Origin of the sequence: Thalassococcus sp. BH17M4-6 (assembly GCF_049323015.1) — a bacterium.
Taxonomy (GTDB): domain Bacteria; phylum Pseudomonadota; class Alphaproteobacteria; order Rhodobacterales; family Rhodobacteraceae; genus Puniceibacterium.
In genome coordinates this window covers 376242-395999 of the sequence record NZ_JBMPGU010000002.1, presented here as the reverse complement: position 1 = coordinate 395999, position 19758 = coordinate 376242, and the positions used below count along the sequence as shown (strand labels likewise).

Annotated in this window: 18 protein-coding genes; 5 read left to right on the top strand and 13 right to left on the bottom strand. The window is 66.3% G+C overall.

From position 1 onward, the window contains the following. Positions 1–64 precede the first annotated feature (64 nt). Genes ACOXXX_RS04380 through gspL form a run of 4 tightly spaced genes read right to left on the bottom strand, consistent with a single transcriptional unit; the run spans position 65 to position 4379 of the window. A complete protein-coding gene (locus ACOXXX_RS04380; RefSeq protein ID WP_422825332.1) occupies positions 65–1288 on the bottom strand; it encodes a type II secretion system F family protein in 1224 nt (407 codons plus the stop codon). Between the two features lie 3 nt (positions 1289–1291). Continuing rightward, positions 1292–2791 carry a type II secretion system ATPase GspE gene (gspE, locus tag ACOXXX_RS04375; RefSeq protein ID WP_422825331.1) on the bottom strand — a complete coding sequence of 500 codons (1500 nt, stop codon included), beginning with the start codon at positions 2789–2791 and terminating at the stop codon, positions 1292–1294. Then, positions 2788–3240: a type II secretion system protein GspM gene (gspM, locus tag ACOXXX_RS04370; RefSeq protein WP_422825330.1), complete on the bottom strand. Its 453-nt coding sequence runs from the start codon at positions 3238–3240 to the stop codon at positions 2788–2790. The genes gspE and gspM overlap by 4 nt, the downstream gene beginning before the upstream one ends. Then, the gene (gene gspL / locus ACOXXX_RS04365) at positions 3237–4379 is read right to left on the bottom strand and encodes a type II secretion system protein GspL (protein ID WP_422825329.1); all 1143 of its coding nucleotides are present in this window, start codon (positions 4377–4379) and stop codon (positions 3237–3239) included. The genes gspM and gspL overlap by 4 nt, the downstream gene beginning before the upstream one ends. A 135-nt stretch (positions 4380–4514) precedes the next feature. Here gspL and gspG point away from each other — a divergent pair, with 135 nt between their 5' ends. The 5 genes from gspG to gspD are packed head-to-tail and all read left to right on the top strand — an operon-like array spanning position 4515 to position 8650. After that, complete coding sequence (gene gspG, locus ACOXXX_RS04360; RefSeq protein ID WP_422825328.1) at positions 4515–4976, top strand: type II secretion system major pseudopilin GspG; 462 nt, start codon at positions 4515–4517, stop codon at positions 4974–4976. Between the two features lie 12 nt (positions 4977–4988). Then, the gene (locus ACOXXX_RS04355) at positions 4989–5468 is read left to right on the top strand and encodes a prepilin-type N-terminal cleavage/methylation domain-containing protein (RefSeq protein ID WP_422825327.1); all 480 of its coding nucleotides are present in this window, start codon (positions 4989–4991) and stop codon (positions 5466–5468) included. Continuing rightward, complete coding sequence (gspI, locus tag ACOXXX_RS04350) at positions 5465–5833, top strand: type II secretion system minor pseudopilin GspI (protein WP_422825326.1); 369 nt, start codon at positions 5465–5467, stop codon at positions 5831–5833. The genes ACOXXX_RS04355 and gspI overlap by 4 nt, the downstream gene beginning before the upstream one ends. 1 nt (position 5834) lies before the next feature. Then, a complete protein-coding gene (locus ACOXXX_RS04345) occupies positions 5835–6725 on the top strand; it encodes a type II secretion system protein N (RefSeq protein WP_422825325.1) in 891 nt (296 codons plus the stop codon). A 23-nt stretch (positions 6726–6748) separates the two neighbouring features. Next, positions 6749–8650, top strand: coding sequence for a type II secretion system secretin GspD (gene gspD, locus ACOXXX_RS04340; protein ID WP_422825324.1), 1902 nt, complete (start codon positions 6749–6751; stop codon positions 8648–8650). Between the two features lie 77 nt (positions 8651–8727). Here the strand turns inward: gspD and ACOXXX_RS04335 are convergent, their stop codons facing one another. The 9 genes from ACOXXX_RS04335 to ACOXXX_RS04295 form a co-directional block, all read right to left on the bottom strand. Then, positions 8728–9672 (bottom strand): hypothetical protein, encoded by a 945-nt coding sequence (locus tag ACOXXX_RS04335; RefSeq protein ID WP_422825323.1) that lies wholly within the window; start codon positions 9670–9672, stop codon positions 8728–8730. Between the two features lie 198 nt (positions 9673–9870). Next, complete coding sequence (locus ACOXXX_RS04330) at positions 9871–10152, bottom strand: HlyU family transcriptional regulator (RefSeq protein WP_422825322.1); 282 nt, start codon at positions 10150–10152, stop codon at positions 9871–9873. A gap of 8 nt (positions 10153–10160) precedes the next feature. Continuing rightward, on the bottom strand, positions 10161–12152 hold the full coding sequence (rpoD, locus tag ACOXXX_RS04325) for an RNA polymerase sigma factor RpoD (protein WP_422825321.1): 1992 nt from the start codon (positions 12150–12152) through the stop codon (positions 10161–10163). A gap of 131 nt (positions 12153–12283) precedes the next feature. Further along, a complete protein-coding gene (gene dnaG / locus ACOXXX_RS04320) occupies positions 12284–14221 on the bottom strand; it encodes a DNA primase (protein WP_422825320.1) in 1938 nt (645 codons plus the stop codon). Between the two features lie 57 nt (positions 14222–14278). Further along, the gene (locus ACOXXX_RS04315; protein ID WP_422825319.1) at positions 14279–14584 is read right to left on the bottom strand and encodes a hypothetical protein; all 306 of its coding nucleotides are present in this window, start codon (positions 14582–14584) and stop codon (positions 14279–14281) included. Between the two features lie 57 nt (positions 14585–14641). Further along, the gene (locus ACOXXX_RS04310) at positions 14642–15193 is read right to left on the bottom strand and encodes a sarcosine oxidase subunit gamma (protein ID WP_422825318.1); all 552 of its coding nucleotides are present in this window, start codon (positions 15191–15193) and stop codon (positions 14642–14644) included. After that, positions 15186–18119 carry a sarcosine oxidase subunit alpha family protein gene (locus ACOXXX_RS04305; protein WP_422825317.1) on the bottom strand — a complete coding sequence of 978 codons (2934 nt, stop codon included), beginning with the start codon at positions 18117–18119 and terminating at the stop codon, positions 15186–15188. The genes ACOXXX_RS04310 and ACOXXX_RS04305 overlap by 8 nt, the downstream gene beginning before the upstream one ends. Beyond that, positions 18109–18378 (bottom strand): sarcosine oxidase subunit delta, encoded by a 270-nt coding sequence (locus ACOXXX_RS04300; protein ID WP_422825316.1) that lies wholly within the window; start codon positions 18376–18378, stop codon positions 18109–18111. Before ACOXXX_RS04300 ends, ACOXXX_RS04305 begins: the two co-directional genes overlap by 11 nt. A 122-nt stretch (positions 18379–18500) precedes the next feature. Further along, positions 18501–19754: a sarcosine oxidase subunit beta family protein gene (locus ACOXXX_RS04295; RefSeq protein ID WP_422825315.1), complete on the bottom strand. Its 1254-nt coding sequence runs from the start codon at positions 19752–19754 to the stop codon at positions 18501–18503. Between the last annotated feature and the right edge of the window lie 4 nt (positions 19755–19758).

Genomic DNA, 19758 nt, shown 5'->3' with positions numbered 1-19758 from the left:
AGTTCGGTCCCGCAGTTTAAACACGCCGACGCGCCCGCCGCCATGGGGTGCGCACGCCGCCACCCTAGCCGGCCAGCGAATTCAAGCCGACAATCGGCATCAGGATCGCCAGCACCAGCAGCATCACGATGCCGCCCATGATCAGCAGCACCGCCGGTTCGACCAGCGCCACGATCGTGGCCACCATGGTGCGCAGGTCGCGCGCCAGATCCTGCGCACCGCGTTCCAGACTGCGGCCCAGTGTGCCGCCGGCCTCGCCGCTCGCGATCATCGCGACCAGCATCGGCGGCAGGATACCTGCCTCCTCCACCGCCTTGGACAGTGCGGCGCCATCGTTGACCCGGGCGGTCAGTGCCGTGGCGCGGGCGCGGAAGGCCAGGTTCGGAACGGTGTCGGAGGCGGCGCGCAACGCCTCGGCCAGGGGCACGCCGCTTTGCACCAGCGTCGCCAGCGTGCCCGAGAACTGCGCCGCGTTGATCTTGCGCACGATGCCGCGCGTCGGCGCCGCGCGCAGCAGGAACCTGTGCCAGCCCAGCCGGACGGCAGGCCGCCGGAGCGCGAGCGTGGTGAGGACCCCCGCCAAAGCCAGCACCGTCAGCGCCGCCAGCCCGTAGCGGGTGACGAGGTCCGACAGCGTGATCAGCCCCTTGGTGAGCCACGGCAGTTCCGCCCCCCGGCTGGTGAAGACGCGCACGATGTCGGGCACCACAAAGGTCAAGAGCGCCACGATCACCCCCAGCGACACCAGCGCCAGCAGCGCCGGATAGATCAGCGCCAATTGCAGGCTTTGGCGGTTTCGCGACTGATCCTCGATATGCTGGGCCAGATGCTCCATCACGCTGGCCATCCGCCCGGCGCTTTCCCCGGCCCGGACCGAGGCGCGGTAATACTGCCCGAAGGTTCCGGGATAGTCGTCGAGTGCTGCGGCAAAGCTGCGCCCGTCCAGAATGGCGCTGCGCAGATTCAAAAGCAGCGACGCCGCGCCCGAGGCGGTGCTTTGATCGGCGACGATCTTCAACGCATCCTCGATCCGCACGTCCGATCCGATCAGGGTCGACAGCTGCCGCGTCACCAGCGCCAGCCGTTTGAGCGGCAGGCGCTGACGCCCCAGCGTCAGATCGCGAGACGCGCCACCTGTCAGGGCCGAGCCGCGCGTCGGCTCAACCGCGATGGGCAGCAGGTTGCGCTGGCGCAGGGCGGCGCGGGCGGCGGCTTCGCTGCTGGCATCCAACAGGCCCTTGCTGCGGCGCCCCTTGGGATCAATGGCGCGATAAAGAAAGGCGGCCATGGATCAGGTGCCCCCGGTGGCTTGCAGATCCTCGCGCACCGCGCGGATCACCTCGTCCACACTGGTCAGCCCGCCCCGAACCTTGGCGATACCATCCTGCAGAATGCCCGGACCGGCGGCACGGGCGGCCGCGGTCAGCTCTGCCTCGGACGCGCCCTTATGGATCATCGTTTCCAGACTACGGTCGCCAGTGACGATCTCATAGATCGGCAACCGTCCGCGATAGCCCTGCTGGCCGCAGCTGTCGCATCCCCCGGGCCGGAAGACCTGCGTGCCTTCGGGCAGCGCATGCGACAGCATCGCCGCCTCGGCCGGGGTCAGGCTGTGCGGCTGGCGGCAATCGGGGCACAGGCGGCGCACCAGACGCTGCGCGATCAGCCCCCGGATCATCGGCGCCAGCAGAAAGCGTTCGACCCCCATGTCAATCAGCCGTGACACCGCGCCGATGGCGGTGTTGGTGTGCAGCGTTGACAGCACCAGATGCCCGGTCATCGCCGATTCCACCGCGATCTTGGCGGTTTCGGCATCGCGGATCTCGCCCACCATGATCACGTCCGGGTCTTGCCGCAGGATGGCGCGCAGCCCGCGGGCAAAGGTCAGGTCGGTCTTGGCATTGACCTGCATCTGCCCCACCCCGTCCATGGAGTATTCGATCGGATCCTCGACCGTCAGGATATTGCGCTTGCGATCATTGAGGTGATGCAGCGCCGCGTAAAGCGAGGTCGTCTTGCCCGACCCGGTGGGACCGGTCACCAGCACCAGACCCTCGGGGGCAGAGATCACATGTTCGAAGGCAGCGAGATCGCGCTCGGACATGCCCAGATGCGGCAGCCCCAGCTTGGTCTGGCCGCGGTCCAGCAAGCGCAGCACCACCCGTTCGCCGAATTGCGACGGCAGGGTCGAGATCCGGACGTCAAGCTCGTACCCGCCCACGCGCAGGCTGACGCGGCCATCCTGAGGATGCCGTTTTTCCGCGATGTCTAGCTTGCCCATGACCTTGAGCCGACTTGCCAGCAAGGGTGCCAAAGCACGCTTCGGTTCGATCACGTCGCGCAGCACGCCGTCGACGCGGAAGCGCACGACAAGGCGCTTTTCCTCGACCTCGATATGCACGTCGGACGCGCTTTCCTTCACCGCCTCAAGCAGCAGCGCGTTGATCAGGCGCACGACCGGAGCGTCGTCCTTCTGATCCAGCAGGTCGTCCACCGATGCAGCGGTTTCGGCCAGCGCCGACAGGTCTTCCTCGCCGCCCGCCGCGATCTGCGCGGCCTCGGACGCGCTGTCGCGGTAGATCTGCGACAGGGCCGCATCGAATGTGGCGGCATCCACCGCCTGGAACGCCAGCAGCGATTGCGCAACCCGCTGCGCTTCGGTCAAGGCCGCCAGTGGTGCATCGGGCCGGTGTCGGCAGGTCAGCAGGCCATCGTCGGCGGTTTGCAACAGCACGCCATGCGTCTTGGCAAAGCCATAGCCCAGCCGGGGGATGTCGGGCGTTGCTGTCATGTTGCAGGCTCCAGCGTGAGGCGGGCCGACACCTCGCCGGGGGTGGGTCGGCGATCCAGTTCGACGGTCGTGGCGCGCAGGTTCGCATTGGCCTCCAGCACCGCGATCCAGTCGATGATGCGGGCAAAATCCGCCACGTCCATCGCCACCCGCATGCCTGCACCCTCAGGCTCCAGCCGGGTCAGCGACAGACCCTGCGCCTCGGCCGTCTGGGTGATGCGCAAAGCGATGGGCCGGGGATCGGCCGCGGCGGTGTCGTCGGGGCCTTGCCCCGCCTGATCTGCGACCCGCATCAAGGTCATGTAGCGGGCCATGTCCTCTTGCAGCAGCGCCTGTTCGGTCTGGATCGGCTGCCAGCCAAAGCGCCAGAGCGCCAGCGCCAGCAGCAACGCACCACCACCCAGAAGCATGATCTGTTCGCGGCGGCTGAGTTTGGAAAAGGCGTTCATCGTGTTGCCCCCTGTTGCACGATCAGTTCGGCCTGTGCCGCGCCCTGCCCTGCAGTCACCGCCCCGCTGCGCACCGACAGCCCCGCGCCGCGCAGCGCCTGTTCGATGCGCTGGATATCCTCGAGCCCCGGCGCCTCGACCTGCAGGGTCAGCGTGCCGGACCGGTCCGACCAGAGCAGGCGGCGCAGGTTGAGCTCGGCCCCCGCGCCCAGAACCGCGTCGGAAACCTGGCCGAAAACCTGCAACACCCCAGGCTCCGCGCCGCCGCCCGTGCGCGACAGTCCGGCCAGAAGCAGCGCGGGGTCGTCAAAGACCGTCGCCTCGGGGATCTTCTGCGCCAGCAGGGCCTGCGCCTGGGTCTTGAGGTCGGCCGCCAGAGTCCGTTGCGCGCGCAGGTCGGCATAGGCCAGACCCAGATGCGCCAGCGCCGCGACGACGATCCCGGCGGCCAGCACCTTCATCGGGCGGCCCAGACCCCGCGACGGGGCAAACGCACCCTGCCGCAGGTCGGTGCGCAAAGATTTGGGATCGGGGGCGGGCGGATCATCCGACAGATCCTGCGCCGGGATGCCGTCCAGCGGCGCACCAAGGCGCAGGACCTCGGGCCGCCCGGCGTGGGTCCAGAGGGTGGCCAGCATGTCGCTGCGCGCCACGAAACCGGTACCGTCCGACACGCGCACAAGCGCCCGCGCCCCCTGCCGCCAGACCGCCCAACGAGCGCGCCCCGCGACATCCGGATCGGGCGCTGCGATCAGCAGCAGTTCGGGCAAGAGCCTGAGGCCGGGATGCGCCTCTGCCACCTCGGTCATCGCGTCGTGTGACAGCACCGCGGCCAGCGTGCCGCCGCCGCCGCCCGTGCACAGGGCGAAGTGCAGGGTGTCGATGGGTTGCGCGAGGTCATCCTCGAGCGCGAAGGGCAAGGCGGCGCGGCGCTGGCGTTCGCCGCGCAGGGGCAGATCGACCCGGTGCAGGCTGAACCTTTCGGCAGGGACAAGCGCGATCCGCGCCGCCTCTGCCGCGCCGAGCAGCCCGGAAAGCCGGTCGCGCAGCGCGCCACCGCCGCCCGCGGCGGCCCCCGCCACCTGGGCCCCATCGCCCCCTGACGGCGTCACCGAAGGGGCCGCCGCAGCGGGGGCCAAATTTCGGCTAAATACCCAATTTTTCAATACTTTTCCCCTTTTCAAAGGGCGTTTTCGTGGTATGATCCTTGTGACTTCGAAAACCTGTCTGCGGTGTTGATACTGGTATACACGGATTTCGGAGGAAATAGTTTCATGGCACGGAAAAAACAGGTGCGCCGCGATGGCGAGGCCGGTGTAACCCTCATCGAGATGATGGTGGTGCTGGTGATCATCGCCGTGATCGCGGCGATGGTGGTGCCCAATGTCATCGGCCGCCCGGACGAGGCGCGCGCGACGGTCGCGGAATCGGACCTGCGCTCGATCGCGAGCGCGCTGGAGCTCTACCGGCTCGACAACCGCACCTACCCCACTACGGCGCAGGGCCTTGCCGCGCTGGTCAGCGCCCCCAGCGCGCCGCCGGTGCCCGAGAACTGGGCGGCGGACGGATATCTGGGCGCGATGCCGCAGGACCCCTGGGGCAACGACTATATCTATCGGTCCCCCGGTCAGACCGGCGCCTTCGATCTGGTCAGCCTGGGCGCAGACGGACGGCCCGGCGGCGATGGCGTGAACGGCGACATCATGCTGGACGACCGCCGCACGGCGCAGAACTAGGCCATGCGCCGCGTGCCCCAGAACCCTCGCGATGGAGAGGCAGGCGTGACCCTGCTGGAAACCCTGATCGTCCTCGTGGTGATCGGTGTGCTGGCCGGGGGTGCGGCCCTGTCGCTGCGCGCCACGGGCGACGCGCGCGATGCCCGGCAAGAGGCGGCGCTCCTGGCCGCGCGGCTCGACATCGCGGTGGAACATGCGCTGATCGCGGGCACCCCTGCGCGGCTGGACTGGGATGGCGCGGGATATGTTTTCGAAAGCTGGGATGGCAGCGACTGGCACTCCCATACCGCCGCCCCGCTGGGCCAGCGCCACGACCTGCAAGGCGGGCTGCGGCTGATCGCGGCGGATGGGACGCCGCGCGGCGTCGTGCCGTTGAGGTCGGACGGATTGCCCGCCGGGGACGGCCCGCTGGTGCTGCGCATCGCAACCGGCGATGAACAGGTGGACCTGCGGTTCGATGGCCTCTCGGCCCAAATGGAGGATCGCCCGTGACCCGCACGCCAGATGCCGGACTCACCCTGATCGAAACGCTGGTCGCCATGGCGGTGCTGGCCGTGGGCGGCATCGGCCTCTTGACCGCGGTCGAACGCCACGCGGCGCAGACCGCCGCGCTGGCCGACCGCATCGCGGCGCGCTGGGTGGCGGAAAACGAACTGTCGGCACTGGCGCTGCGCCTGCCCGCACAGCCGCAATGGCGGCGCATGCTGGGCCGCGACTGGACCGTAACGCAAGAGGCGCGCCCGCTGGAAAGCAGCGGCCTGAGCGCCGTGCGTGTCGCCGTGGGCCCCGCGGACACGCCCACACCCGGCACGCTTGTGACGCTGACCGGATATATGAACCTGCAAGGGGGACTTTGACATGAAAGCCATACATCTGTGGATGCTCACCGCGCTGGTATTCGCGAGCCTCGCCGTCACGCTGGCGCAGGCCGGGGCACGGCTGGGCTGGCACCTGGCCGGGCGCACAAGCGTCACGCTGCCTGATACGCCGGTCGCTGCCGCGCGCCCTGCGCGGGCGACATCCGGCCCGGGCGCCGAAGCGATCCAGGCGCTGGCCCCCTTCGGCAGCGCAGAGGTCACCACCGCCGCCCCGCAGGCCACGGCGCAGCCGCTGTCGGCGCTGGGGCTTGAACTGCGTGGCGTCTTCGTTGACCGCGATCCGGCACGGTCCAAGGCCTTTATCGCGCGCTCTGGCAAGACCGCCGTCTACCGCATCGGCGCAGAGGTCGCGGATCAGGTCACTCTGCAGGAGATCACCGACACCCACATCACGCTCGACCAGAACGGCGCGCTGCAAAAGCTTTATTTCCGCGGGGCCACCCCGGTCGATGCCCCCACCCCCGAGGCCCTGGCCGATGCCACACCGAAAGAGGACCCGATGGACCGGCTGCGCGCCGCGATCCGGCCCGGGCGCGGATCGCTCGACCTGCGCGAAACCCCCAATGACGGCAGCATCGACGGGCACATAAACATGTGGCGGGAACGCATCAATCGCAATCCAGCTGAGGTGATGGAGACGATCGGCTTGGAGGCGACCGGAAATGGCTATACCATTCGGGACAATCCGAACATCGGGGTCACGCTTGCCGGCCTGAAGACCGGCGATCTTGTCACCCGGGTCAATGGGCAGCAGGTGGGGGATCCCACACGTGACAGGACGCTTTACGATGAAATCGCCGCCTCTGGCATTGCCCGCCTTGAGGTGGTCCGGGATGGCAGCACGCTGATGATGTCGTTTCCGCTGCGGTGAAAGGGACGGAAATGCCATTTGGCATGAGACGCGTCGTCTGCCTGATCGGGCTGGCCTTGCTGACCGGGCTGGGTCACCCCGTGCTGGCACAGACCGGCGGGCCGTTCACCATCAACCTGCGCAATACCGAAATCTCGGTCCTGGCCGAACAGGTATCCGAAATCACCGGCCGCACGCTCGTGCTCGATCCGCAGCTGGTGGGCGAGGTCACGGTCGTCTCGGCGCAACCGCTTGACCGCGACGGGGTCTGGTCGCTCTTCCAGTCGATCCTGCGGGTCCGCGGCTTTGTCGCCGTGGAGAGCGGCGTGGTCTGGGAAATCGTGAGCGAGGCCGAGGCGCGCTCCAAGGGGTCGACCCCGGTGCGGGGCACCCCAGGCAGCCAGGATGTCGTCACCCAGATGCTGCCGCTCGACCGGCTTCCCGCCGAAGAAGCGGTGCGCGTGCTGCGCCCGCTGGTGGCCGACGCGGGCTATATCGAGGCGCTGCCCGACCCCAACGCCATCATCATCACCGACACCGCCGCCAATGTCGCGCGGATCGCCGAGATTGCCCGCACCTTCGACGGGCCGACCGACCTGCGCACCGAGGTCCTGCGCTTTCGCTACGCCGAAGCGCCGGCAGTCATCGCCGCCATCCGCGAGGTGCTGGGCAATTCCGGCACCGGTGCGCGCCTGTCGGTCGATCCCGGATCAAACACGCTGCTGGTGCGCGGGACCGAACGGGACATCAACCAGATACGCGATCTGGCGCAGGACATGGACGTGCCGCCGCGCGACAACCCGCGCGAGGAATTGCGCACCTCGATCTACCGGCTGAAATTCGGCGATGCCGAGGTTGTGGCCGAGATCATCCGCAACACGCTTCAAGGTGGCACCGACCTCACCAACCCCGTCGCGCAGGCCGAGGGCGAGGCGGTGGCCGCACCCGCAGGCCCCGCGCCCGAAGTGTCGGTTCAGGCCTCGACCGAAACGAACTCCATCGTGATCCGCGGCACCTCGCGCCAGATCGAAGAGGTCAGCCACCTCGTGGGCGCGCTCGACCAGCGCCGTGCGCAGGTGATGATCGAGGCCGCCATCGTCGAGGTGTCGGGCGAAGTGGCGGAACGGCTGGGCGTTCAGCTGGGCCTGGGCGACAACCTGCCCAACCAGGGCATCGCCGCCACCTCGTTCAGCAACGCCGGTGCGTCGCTTGGCAACGTGCTGGCCGCGCTCGGCGTCAGCCAGGCGGGGGCGCTGGCCACTGGACTGACCGTGGGCGGCGCGCAGGACAATTTCGGCATCCTGGTGCAGGCGCTGTCGCAATCGACCGCCGCCAACCTGCTGTCGACCCCGTCGATCACCACAATGGACAACAAATCCGCCACGATCGTCGTTGGCCAGAACGTGCCCTTCCGCACCGGCAGCTTTGCCACCGACGGCAACACCCTCACCCCCTTTACCACCATCGAGCGGCGCGACGTGGGCATCACCATGCAGGTGCTGCCGCGCGTCACCTCGAACGGCATCGTGCGGCTCGAGATCGCGCAAGAGGTATCGGCGCTGGTCAATGCCAACGTCGCCGGGGCCGCGGACCTGATCACCAACCGCCGGGTGATCGAAACCACGGTGCAGGCGCAGGACGGCGGCACGGTCGTGCTGGGCGGGCTGATCACCGACGACCAGCTGGCCACCGATTCCAAGGTGCCGGGGCTGGGCGACGTGCCGATCCTGGGCGAGCTTTTCAAGTCGCGCAGCCGCGACGGCACCCGCCGCACGCTCTTTGTCTTTATGCGCCCGACGATCATCGACAGCGATCACAAGGCGCAGTCCGTGGCAAAGCGCAAGTTCCAGAAACTGCGCCAGGCCGACGCGGCCGAACCGCCCCGCAGCCTGCTCAAGGAACGCAAGGTGAAAAAGCTGCCGCTGGAGATCAACGGGCTTTATTGAGCGGATCGCGGCATTCGGTGCAGCGGCGCGAATACGGGCGTCAGCATTTCGGATAAGGTGCGCGCGCTCGCTTCAATTCAAAGTCTGTCGCCAATCAGGCTGAGTTTGCGTTGCCCAAGCGAGGTCAACCGAACCTCACAATTACGTATTGGGCCTTCGCCTCTCTTCTCGATCAGCGGGTCGGGCATCTGCACCATCTCGTTCAAACTAGCTTCCAGCGAATAAAGCCGAATGGCGTCATGGGCGTCATCCCCCGCGATCATCGCGTCGCTCAACGTTCTGATCATTTTCCTCCAGTCATCAGCTGCTGCGCGCAAGAGACGTGCCTGTATGTTCGTCAATCCGGTCACGACGTCTGGAAAACGGCCTTTCATCATTTCAAGGGCGTGGAGAGCATGATCATCCGGTGTCTCGAGCAAGAATGCGTCAATCGGATCGGGCAGATGTGTAATGGCGTCCCAGCACATCGACATGTGCTGCCAATCTGACGGGCTTGGCCGCAGGGCGGGAACCCCGCGATCCGGCGCATCTGAAAGCATGTCCGACCAGAACGCGTTCGGCTGCTTCCTCGAGATGGGATGTGTGAACAGACAGACAGAAACCCGTCCCAGATCAACCCCCAGTATTGGGAGCATGGCGCTCAGGTACCACTGGAGCACTTCCCCACTTGCGGTTCGGTCACGCCAGATCTCTATCGTTGTCGCTTGTGCGGCAACCTCTTCGAAATCACGGGACACGGGCACGTCGTCGGTATAAACACCGCTCCTGATCATTTCGACCAGATCGTATCTCGGCAGGAATTGCATCCAGGCGGAATAGGGCATCTTGCTGCCGTCTGGCAGGTCGAAGATCGTCGAATTCTGCCAGAAGGCTGCTCTGCTTTTCTTGAACTCTGAAGGATTGCGCCAGTTGCCGAGTGGGCCAACGGAAAAATCCTCGAAACAGAAAAAAGCGACTGCATCATCGGGAAACTCATGAGATTTTGGCAGGTCGAAAATTTCAGGACAGAGGATCAGGCGCATATGTGAGGGCTCGTGAACGGTGCGATCCAAAGCCGATATTGGCCGTATCGCAGCGGGGATTCAACCTGCGCTCTTGCGAGACCTTCGCAGCAATCTGCCCAGAGGTCAGGGTACCCGAACCGGGTGGGATGACGACGTAAAATCGAGCTCATCGGCCGTCCAAATAGATGTATTCAGCCAAGATGAAATCGGCTCGACTCAGCCGAAAAGACGCGACCCCTGTTCGTCGATCACCTGCCGCGCCTTGCGAAGCGACGCCTCGACCGCGTCGTCGCGGTCGCGCAGCAGGTCGGCGCGGATCAGCTGGTGGGTCCTGGTCTCGCCATCCTCGTCCCGTTCGATGCGGGCACCGATGCGGAACTGGCCGTCGACCGACTGAGGTTCGGGATAGATGCGAAAGCCCTCGTACTCTTCGGGCGGCGCTGCCGGGCTGGCGTCGGGCCGTGACCCGCCGCCAAAGAGTTTGCGGAAGAGCGACATTCTTCGCCCTACTGATCCAGGAACGACCGCAGCTTGCGCGACCGGCTGGGATGCTTGAGCTTGCGCAGCGCCTTCGCCTCGATCTGACGAATCCGTTCGCGGGTGACGCTGAACTGCTGGCCGACCTCTTCGAGCGTGTGATCGGTGTTCATGCCGATGCCAAAGCGCATGCGCAACACGCGTTCTTCGCGCGGGGTCAGCGACGACAACACCCGGGTCGTTGTCTCTTTAAGGTTCTCCTGAATGGCGGAATCCAGCGGCAGGACGGCGTTCTTGTCCTCGATGAAATCGCCAAGCTGGCTGTCTTCCTCGTCACCAATCGGCGTTTCCAGCGAAATCGGTTCCTTGGCGATCTTCATCACCTTGCGAACCTTCTCCAGCGGCATCTGCAGCTTTTCCGCCAGTTCTTCCGGCGTCGGTTCGCGGCCGATCTCGTGCAGCATCTGACGCCCGGTGCGGACCAGCTTGTTGATCGTCTCGATCATGTGCACCGGGATACGGATGGTGCGCGCCTGATCGGCGATGGAGCGGGTGATCGCCTGGCGGATCCACCAAGTCGCATAGGTCGAAAACTTATAGCCGCGGCGGTATTCGAACTTGTCCACCGCCTTCATCAGGCCGATGTTGCCTTCCTGAATGAGATCAAGGAACTGCAGGCCGCGGTTGGTGTATTTCTTGGCGATCGAGATCACCAGACGCAGGTTCGCCTCGACCATTTCCTTCTTGGCCTGACGCGCCTCCTTTTCGCCCTTCTGGACCTGCTGAACGATGCGGCGGAATTCGCTGATATCAAGGCCCACATAGGTGCCGACCTGCGCCATGTCGGCGCGCAGTTCCTCGACCTTGTCGGCCGAGCGTTCGATGAACATCTGCCAGCCGCGCCCGGGCTTTTCGGCCATCCGCTCCATCCAGCCGGGATCAAGCTCGCGCCCACGGTATTCGTCGATGAATTCGCGCCGGTTGATGCGGGCCTGATCTGCCAGCTTCACCATGGCGCTGTCGATCGACATGATGCGCTTGTTGATGCCGTAAAGCTGGTCGATCAGCGCTTCGATCCGGTTATTGTGCAGGTGCAGTTCGTTGACCAGCAGCACGATTTCGGAGCGCAGTTTCTGATACCGCTCCTCGTCCCCGGTGCTGAAGCTGCCGTCCTCGTTCAGGGTGGCCGAAATCCGGCTGTCCTGCATTTCGGCCAGCTCTTCATAGTCGCGCGCGATGATGTCCAGCGTCTCGAGCACGCGGGGCTTGAGCGCGGTTTCCATCGCCGCGAGGCTCATGTTGGCCTGTTCGTCCTCGTCCTCGTCGTCTTCCTTGCTGATCGGGTTGCCGTCGGCATCAAGTTCCTGCGCGTCGTCGCTTTCGGACTTGGGCTTTTCGGAGACCGCCGCCGCGGTGTCGACCACGGGCGAGGCAAGCTCTCCGTCCTCGTCCATCTGGTTGCCGAAAGTGGTTTCAAGGTCGATGACATCGCGCAGAAGAATGTCCTCGGACAGCAATTCCTCGCGCCAGATCGTGATCGCCTGGAAGGTCAGCGGGCTTTCGCAAAGCCCCGCGATCATGGTGTTGCGGCCGGCCTCGATCCGCTTGGCGATGGCAATTTCGCCCTCGCGGCTCAGCAGCTCCACCGATCCCATCTCGCGCAGATACATGCGCACCGGGTCGTCGGTGCGGTCCAGCTTTTCGCTGGTGCCCGAGGACAGCGCCACTTCCTTGTTCGAGGTGGTTTCGACCAGATCGGTCGATCCCTTGTCCTCTTCCTCGGCCTCTTCATCCTCTTCGGTGACCTGGATGCCCATTTCCGAAAGCATCGACATCACGTCCTCGATCTGGTCGGAAGACACCTGATCGGGCGGCAAGACCTCGTTGAGCTGATCGTAGGTGATGTACCCCTTCTCGCGCGCTTCGGCGATCATCTTCTTGACCGCCGTCTGGCTCATGTCGAGAGAGGCCTCGTCGTCCTGAACTTCGGGCTTGGCGTCGTCATTGTCTTTGGCTGCCATGTCTTGCTCCTGCCAGGGGGCGGTGATTCGCGACCGTCATCCGATTCGGATAATACGAATCAATAGCGCGATATAGTGATTCGCACACCCGTGTACCCTGATTTGTTTACCTATTCCTCACCAATGCGCCTCTAACGCCCCGGTTTTGAAAAGCTTATCTTCTCCATCAGCGCCGCGAAGGCGCTGCGTTCATCGCGGTCGATTCGGGCGCCGTTGGGCCCAGTGTCATACTCTCCGGTCTCGTCGCTCTGCGAGCGGTCCGCCATATCGCGCGCCTGCTTGGCCTGCGCCAGCCGCCAGGTCAGCGCCTCGTCGGCCAGCCCCTCCATGTCCGCGCTCGCCTCGGCGATCTCGGCCATCAGGCCGCGGCGCGCCTCGAGTTTGGCCAGTTCCTCGGCCACTGTGATACGGGCCAGATCGACATCGCCGGGATTGCGCAGACAGGGCGCGATGGCGACATGGCGTGCCGCGAACAAGGATTCAAGGGCGCCGGGCCCGATTGCCGCCTCGGCCTGCGCGCGCAGCGCCTGCGGGTCGGTCTCGGTCGTGCGCAAAAGCAGATCGCGCAGCGCCGCGTGGGTGGGATCGGTGCAGCGCATCGCCTCGATCCGGGTGTCGAACGCCTCGACGATCTCGGGCGCGCAGAGAAGCGCCGCCAGGATCACCGCCTCGCGCATGTGCTCTTCGCCCTCGGCTCCGCCTGCGACAAGCAACGATTGCCGCGTCGTGCTGGCGGGGGGCGGCGGCGCCTTCCAGTCGCGCCGGGCCCTGGTGGCCTGCGGGCGCGCGCGAAAAAGCTGCCAACGCAAGTCCTTGATTTCCTGGCCGTAGTGGCTGCGCAGGGACGGGTCCTTGATCAGCATGATCTTTTCGCGCAGCGCCTTGTCCAGCGCGGCCTTGCGTTCAGGGCTGTCGAAGACCTTGCCGTCGGTTTCGCGGCTCCAGAGCAGGCGTACCATGGGCATTGCCTGGGCCAGCACCTTGTCGACCCCCGCCGCCCCTTCGGCGCGGATCAGATCGTCGGGGTCCTTGCCTTCGGGCATCAGCGCAAAGCGCAGGCCCTTGCCCGCCTCGAGCAGCGGCAGCGCCAGGTCAATCACGCGATGCGCGGCACGCAGACCGGCGGTGTCGCCATCAAGCGCGATGATCGGCTCATCCGAGATACGCCAGAGCAGTTGCAGCTGCGTGTCGGTGACAGCGGTGCCAAGCGGTGCGACGGCGGCTGCGAACCCGGCCTCGACCAGCGCGATCACGTCCATGTAGCCTTCGGCGACGATCAGCGGCTGGCCCTTTCCGGCCGCCTCGCGCGCGGGGCCGTGGTTGTAAAGGTTGCGACCCTTGTCGAAAAGCTCGGTCTCGGGCGAATTGAGGTACTTGGCGTTGTCGCCCGGGTCCATCGCGCGCCCGCCAAAGGCGATGCAGCGACCGCGCGCGTCATGGATCGGGAACATGATGCGGTTGCGGAAGACATCGTAGGGCTTGCCGCCGTTCTTGGAGGGTTTGGCCAGCCCCGCCCCGTGAATGAGGTCCGCCGCGACGCCCTTGGCCTGCAGATGGTCGCAGAGGTTCTGCCAGCCGTCGGGCGCAAAGCCGATGCCAAACCTGTCCTGCGTGGCTGCCGACAGGCCGCGCCGGTCCAAATACTCACGCGCCGGACCCGCCTGCGCGGTCTTGAGCTGCAGGCGAAAATAGGCACTGGCCATCTCCATGACCTCGGCCAGCTGCGTGCGACGGTCAGCCTTCTGCTGTGCCTGCGGATCGCGCTTGGGCATCGTCATGCCCGCCTCACCGGCGAGAATCTCGACCGCCTCCATGAAACCGACGTTTTCGGTTTCCTGCACAAAATTGATTGCATCGCCTTTGGCATGGCAGCCAAAGCAGTAATAGAACCCCTTGCGGTCATCCACATGGAAAGACGCGCTTTTTTCCTGATGGAAGGGGCACGGCGCCCACATGTCGCCCTTGCCCTGATTGGATTTGCGGTTGTCCCACAGCACCTTGCGCCCGACGACCTGTGTCAGGCTCGTGCGGGTGCGCAGTTCGTCCAGAAATCCAGGGGGCAGACTCATGCCGACATTATCCGACGCGCCCGCGCCAGAGTCCAGCAGCCCCCAACAGCGGCCCCGTTATCCGGCGGCGCAAACCTGATCCTGCCAGCTTTGACCCAGATCGCCGCTCAGCTGGTCGGCGGGCAGCGTGTAGATCCACGCGGCGATGTCCGGCACGATGGGGGCGTATTTGTCGGCCTCACCCGAAAGCGACGTGCTGACATCCTTGGTCGCGGCCTGCAGCTTGGCACCGCCCTTGCGCGCCTCGGCCAGCGCCATCACCACCTCGATCTGAAGCTTACATTCAGCGTCATCGATCGCCGCCTGCGCCATCGGCGCGGCGGTCAGGAAAAGAACGGCGGACATCAGGGCGATACGGGTCATCACGGGCGATCCTGTCTGGCTGATTTTGCGTGTCCTTAGCCCAGCGGACGGGCGGTGTCACGCCCCGGCGCGTGCCGCCACGGATGACATTGCCGTGTCCAGATCATGCACCAGCGTGCCCGCCATCGACCGGAAGGCCATGATCTGAAACGCGTTCTCCCCGACCCGCGTGATCGATACGGTCATGTGCTGCAAGAGACTGCGCGCGGTATGGCCTTCGCCGAACACCGGCTTGCGCAGGTCCAGCGGCACCAGCCGCGCCAGCACCGCCTCGGCCCTCGGCCCGTCGATCCGCACCACCGCCCAGGCGTCCGACTGATCGGTCAGCGCCGCATGGTCGGACAGGCGCGCATCCGGCGCAGGCCCCAACAGCATCGCCTGCCCGCGCCCGGTCCAGACACAGCGCGCCCCATCAGTGCCGGTCGCGCGGTTCGGCTCGGGAAACGCAACTTCATGAGCGGCCTCCAGCGCCGCTGACAGCGCGTCAGCCTCGCCCTTGAACGGCATGACCGACGTGATCACGCCCGCATCGACCTCGCTCAGCGTGACATCGCCGCGGGTGATCGGCAGAAGGCCGTGACAGGGGGAAAGAGCGACCAGATCAACCAAGCAGACGTCCTCCTTCCGGATCGAAGCTCACGGGATCGGTCACTTCGCACAGGATATCGACCCCGCGCAGATGATCGACCAGCCGCACCGTGTCGCCGTGCCGCGACCGCCCGCCCTGCAGAAAGCCCAGCCCCAGCATCCGCCCCAGCGTCGGCGAATACCCGACCGAGGTGACATAGCCCTGATCGTTCTCGCGCTCGGCCCGCGCGCCCTTGTCGAAAAGATGCGCTCCGGCGGTCAGGCTCTCGCCCTCATCCAGCGGGCGCAGGCCCACCAATTCCTCGCGCCCTCTGGCCATCAACCCGGGGCGGGCCGCCATGGTCTGGCCGATGCAGTCCTTCTTGCGGCTGATCATCCGATCCATGCCGATATCGCGCGCGGTGGTGCGCCCGTGAATTTCCGAATGGGTGATGTGCCCCTTTTCGATCCGCAGCACGTTCAGCGCCTCCATCCCGTAGGCGCCGCCTTCCAGCACCTCGGCCCGTGCCACCAGCGCGCGGAACAGGCCGTCGCCATAGCGCGCGGGGACCGCGACCTCATAGGCGTGTTCACCCGAAAACGAGATCCGGAAGAGCCGCCCCGAAACGCCGCCCACCCGCACCGCGCCGCAGGCCATGAAGGGCCAGGTCGCGTCGTCCAGCGGCGCGTCCAGCAGGGTGTTGAGCAGATCGCGCGACTTCGGCCCCGCCACGGCGAACTGCGCCCATTGTTCCGTCACCGAGATCATCGCCACATCGAGTTCAGGCCGCAGGCACTGGTGCACGAATTCCAGGTGTTTCATCACCGGACCTGCCGCCGCCGTCGTCGTTGTGATGACGTAGTGCTGCGGCCCCAGTCGCGCGCAGGTCCCGTCGTCCATCACGTGCCCGTCCTCGCGCAACATCAGGCCATAGCGCACGCGGCCCTCCTTCAGCGTCGACATCGTGTTGGTATAGACGAAATCCAGCAAGGCAGCGGCATCCGGCCCCTGCACGTCGATCTTGCCCAGGGTCGACACATCGCAGACGCCCACATGATCGCGCACCATCGCCACCTCACGGTCGCAGGACTGCCGCCAGGTCGTCTCTCCGGCGCGGGGGAAATAGCTGGGCCGGTACCACAGACCGGCCTCGATCATCGGCGCGCCCATGGCACGGCTCGCGGTGTCGGAGGTGGTGCGCCGTTCCGGCGCAAACCCCTTGCCCTGCGCCCCCGCCCCCATGGCGGCGATGCTGACCGGCACATAAGGCGGGCGGAAGGTCGTGGTGCCGGTGCCGGGGATGTCGCGCCCGGTCGCATCCGCCAGCACGGCCAGCGCCGCGACGTTGGAATTCTTGCCCTGGTCCGGGGCCATGCCTTGCGTCGTATAGCGCTTCATATGCTCGACCGAGCGGAAGTTTTCCTGCACCGCCTGGGTCACATCCTTGACGGTGACGTCGTTCTGGAAATCGAGCCAGGCGCGGCCCCTGCCCGGCACCTGCCACAGCTGTTTCAGTCGGTAGGACGCATCGTCGGCCACGGGCAGTGGCATGTCAGGCGCGGTGCGGCCCAGATCGGCCAGCACCTCTTTCGCCGCGCGCAGGCCTTCGCCCAAGCAGCCGTGTGTCGAAAACGTGCCGTTGCACGCACCCGCCGCAATCAGCCCCGGCACCGCGCCAAGCTGCGGCACGAAGGCCGCAATGTCGTCGCGCCAGACCGGGCGCCCGTTCATGTGGCAGGTGAGATGCACAGACGGGTTCCAGCCGCCCGACACCGCCAGCGCATCGACCTGCAGCGTCTCCTCGCCCCGCGGCGTGCGCAGGCGCACCGCCTCGATCCCATGTCGCCCGCCCGCTGCGTTGCAGACCAGCGCGCCGGTATGCACGGGAAAATCGCCCTGCGGTTTCGCATCCGTGCGGCTGTCGATCAGGGCGGTCACATGCACACCAGCCGCCGCCAGATCGCGCGCGGTGCGGTGCGCGTCGTCATTGTTTCCAAAGACCGCGACACGCCGCCCCGGCACCACGCCCCAGCGGTGCAGATAGGCACGCATGGCGCTGGCGGTCAGGATGCCCGGCCGGTCGTTGTTGCGAAACGCGACGGGACGTTCCAGCGCGCCCGCCGCCAGCACGGTGCGTCGCGCGACGATGCGCCAGAAGCATTCCAGCGGCAGGCCGGTGCGATCGGCGCGGTACCGCGCCACGCGTTCCAGCGCGCCATAGGTGCCCTGATCGTACGCGCCCGTCACCGTGGTCCGGGTCATCAGCCGCACGTTCGGCAGGCTCGCAAGTTCGTCCACAACCTGCGCCGCCCAGTCCGACCCAGGCAGAGCGTCAACCTGCTCGTCCTCGGCCAGCAACCGCCCACCGAACCCCGTGCCCTCGTCGCACAGGATCACATCCGCCCCGGCGCGCCCCGCGATCAGGGCCGCCATCAGCCCGGTGGGCCCGCCCCCGACGACCAGCAGGTCGCAAAAGGCAAAGGCCTTTTCGTACCGATCCGCGTTGCTGCACCCCGACAGCCCGCCCAGCCCCGCCGCGCGGCGGATCGCGGGTTCATAGAGCTTTTCCCAGAACGCCCGTGGCCACATGAAGGTCTTGTAGTAGAACCCCGCGCCCAGGAACGGCGCGGCCAGATCGTTGACCGACAGCAGATCCCAGTCGAGCGACGGCCAGCGGTTCTGGCTGCGCGCCTCCAGCCCGTCGTAAAGCTCCTGCACCGTGGCGCGCACGTTGGGATCGTTCCGCGCGCCGGACCCCACCGTAACGAGCGCGTTGGGTTCCTCCGATCCGGCGGTCAGCACGCCGCGCGGGCGGTGATATTTGAACGACCGCGCCAGCAGATGCACGTCATTGGCCATCAGCGCCGAGGCGAGCGTGTCCCCAGCAAACCCCTGCATCTGCCGCCCGTCAAACCGGAAGGACAGCGGTTTCGTCCGTTCGATGCGTCCGCGCCCGTCAATGCGCATCGTGTGCCTCCACCGCCAGAACCGACCCCAGCACCGCATGGCTGACGGTGTCGCGCGTCACCACGATCCAGGCGCCGCAGCCGGCCTCGTGCTGCCACAGGTCGCGGGTTTCGCCCGCCGGGTTGTCGCGCAGATGCAGGTAGCTGTCCCAGGCCGCCTCGCCCGCATCGGGCGCGGGCCGCGCCAACCGCACGGCGTCGCCCATGTAATAGAACTCGCGGAGATCCCGCTCTCCACAGAGCGGACAGGGCAGCCTCATTGCGCCTCCCTCCGGCCCCGGGCCGACCCGCCTGGCTTCTTCTTGGCAAAAATACTCAAATCCTTTCGGCGGCAGGTGGCCGCGCCACCAAGAGGATAGGCGCCTGTCATCTCGGTCCGCTCCTAGTGCAGATTGTGCTGGGCACCGGTGCCCTCTTCATCCATGAGCCCCGCGCCAGTGCGGAACCGATCCAGCCGGAACTTTGCCGCCGGTGCGTGATGGCGGTCCTGCGCGATCAGATGCGCAAAGCTGAACCCCGACCCCGGCACCGCCTTGAACCCGCCGTAACACCAGCCGCAATCGATATAGAGCCCGTCGATCCCGGTCTTGTCGATGATCGGCGATCCGTCGGGCGTCATGTCCATGATGCCGCCCCAGGACCGCAGCACACGCGCCTTGCCGATCATCGGCATCAACGTCATCGCCGCCTCCATGACATGCTCCTTCATCGGCAGGTTGCCGCGCGCCGCATAAGAGGCGTAGAAATCAAGGTCCCCGCCGAAGACCAGCCCGCCCTTGTCGGACTGGCTGATATAGAAATGCCCCATGCCGAAGCTCACCACATGGTCGATGCAGGGTTTCAGCCCCTCGGTGACGAAGGCCTGCAACACGTGGCTTTCGATGGGCAGGCGCATCCCCGCCATCGCCGCCACCTGCCCCGACCGGCCCGCGACGACGATGCCGACCTTCCTGGCGCGGATCGCCCCGCGCGTGGTCTGCACGCCGGTGACGCGCCCGCCATCGATGTCGATGCCGGTGACTTCGCAGTTCTGGATCAGGTCGACGCCGCGCTGGTCCGCCCCGCGGGCATAGCCCCAGGCCACGGCGTCGTGCCGCGCCGTGCCGCCGCGCGGATGCAAGAGGCCGCCATAGACCGGAAAGCGCAGATTGTCGAAATCGAGGTACGGCAGATGTTTGCGCACGCCTGCGCGGTCCAGCAGGATCGCGTCGTCGCCCTGGTTGATCATCGCATTGCCGCGCCGGGCAAAGGCATCGCGCTGGCCGTCGGAATGGAACAGGTTGATCAACCCGCGCTGCGAATGCATCACGTTGTAGTTCAGCTCCTCCTCGAGCCCTTCCCAAAGCTTGAGCGAATGCGAATAGAATTCTGAATTGCCCGGCAGGAAGTAATTGGCCCGCACGATGGTGGTGTTGCGCCCGACATTGCCGCCGCCAAGATAGCCCTTTTCCAGCACCGCGATGTTGCGCAGGCCGTGTTCCTTGGCCAGGTAATAGGCGGTCGACAGCCCGTGCCCGCCGCCGCCGATGATCACGATGTCGTAGTCGGACTTGGGCGCCGGGTCGCGCCAGTGCGGGGTCCAGCCCTTGTTGCCGGTCAGCCCCTCACGAAGGATGCGCAGCGCGGAAAATGTCATCGGA

Bases quoted from the DNA above. Each gene is read 5' to 3' on its own strand.
- ACOXXX_RS04380 (WP_422825332.1), bottom strand. From the start codon at position 1,288: ATGGCCGCCTTTCTTTATCGCGCCATTGATCCCAAGGGGCGCCGCAGC.
- gspE (WP_422825331.1), bottom strand. From the start codon at position 2,791: ATGACAGCAACGCCCGACATCCCCCGGCTGGGCTATGGCTTTGCCAAG.
- gspM (WP_422825330.1), bottom strand. From the start codon at position 3,240: ATGAACGCCTTTTCCAAACTCAGCCGCCGCGAACAGATCATGCTTCTG.
- gspG (WP_422825328.1), top strand. From the start codon at position 4,515: ATGGCACGGAAAAAACAGGTGCGCCGCGATGGCGAGGCCGGTGTAACC.
- ACOXXX_RS04345 (WP_422825325.1), top strand. From the start codon at position 5,835: ATGAAAGCCATACATCTGTGGATGCTCACCGCGCTGGTATTCGCGAGC.
- gspD (WP_422825324.1), top strand. From the start codon at position 6,749: ATGAGACGCGTCGTCTGCCTGATCGGGCTGGCCTTGCTGACCGGGCTG.
- ACOXXX_RS04335 (WP_422825323.1), bottom strand. From the start codon at position 9,672: ATGCGCCTGATCCTCTGTCCTGAAATTTTCGACCTGCCAAAATCTCAT.
- ACOXXX_RS04330 (WP_422825322.1), bottom strand. From the start codon at position 10,152: ATGTCGCTCTTCCGCAAACTCTTTGGCGGCGGGTCACGGCCCGACGCC.
- rpoD (WP_422825321.1), bottom strand. From the start codon at position 12,152: ATGGCAGCCAAAGACAATGACGACGCCAAGCCCGAAGTTCAGGACGAC.
- dnaG (WP_422825320.1), bottom strand. From the start codon at position 14,221: ATGAGTCTGCCCCCTGGATTTCTGGACGAACTGCGCACCCGCACGAGC.
- ACOXXX_RS04315 (WP_422825319.1), bottom strand. From the start codon at position 14,584: ATGACCCGTATCGCCCTGATGTCCGCCGTTCTTTTCCTGACCGCCGCG.
- ACOXXX_RS04305 (WP_422825317.1), bottom strand. From the start codon at position 18,119: ATGCGCATTGACGGGCGCGGACGCATCGAACGGACGAAACCGCTGTCC.
- ACOXXX_RS04300 (WP_422825316.1), bottom strand. From the start codon at position 18,378: ATGAGGCTGCCCTGTCCGCTCTGTGGAGAGCGGGATCTCCGCGAGTTC.
- ACOXXX_RS04295 (WP_422825315.1), bottom strand. From the start codon at position 19,754: ATGACATTTTCCGCGCTGCGCATCCTTCGTGAGGGGCTGACCGGCAAC.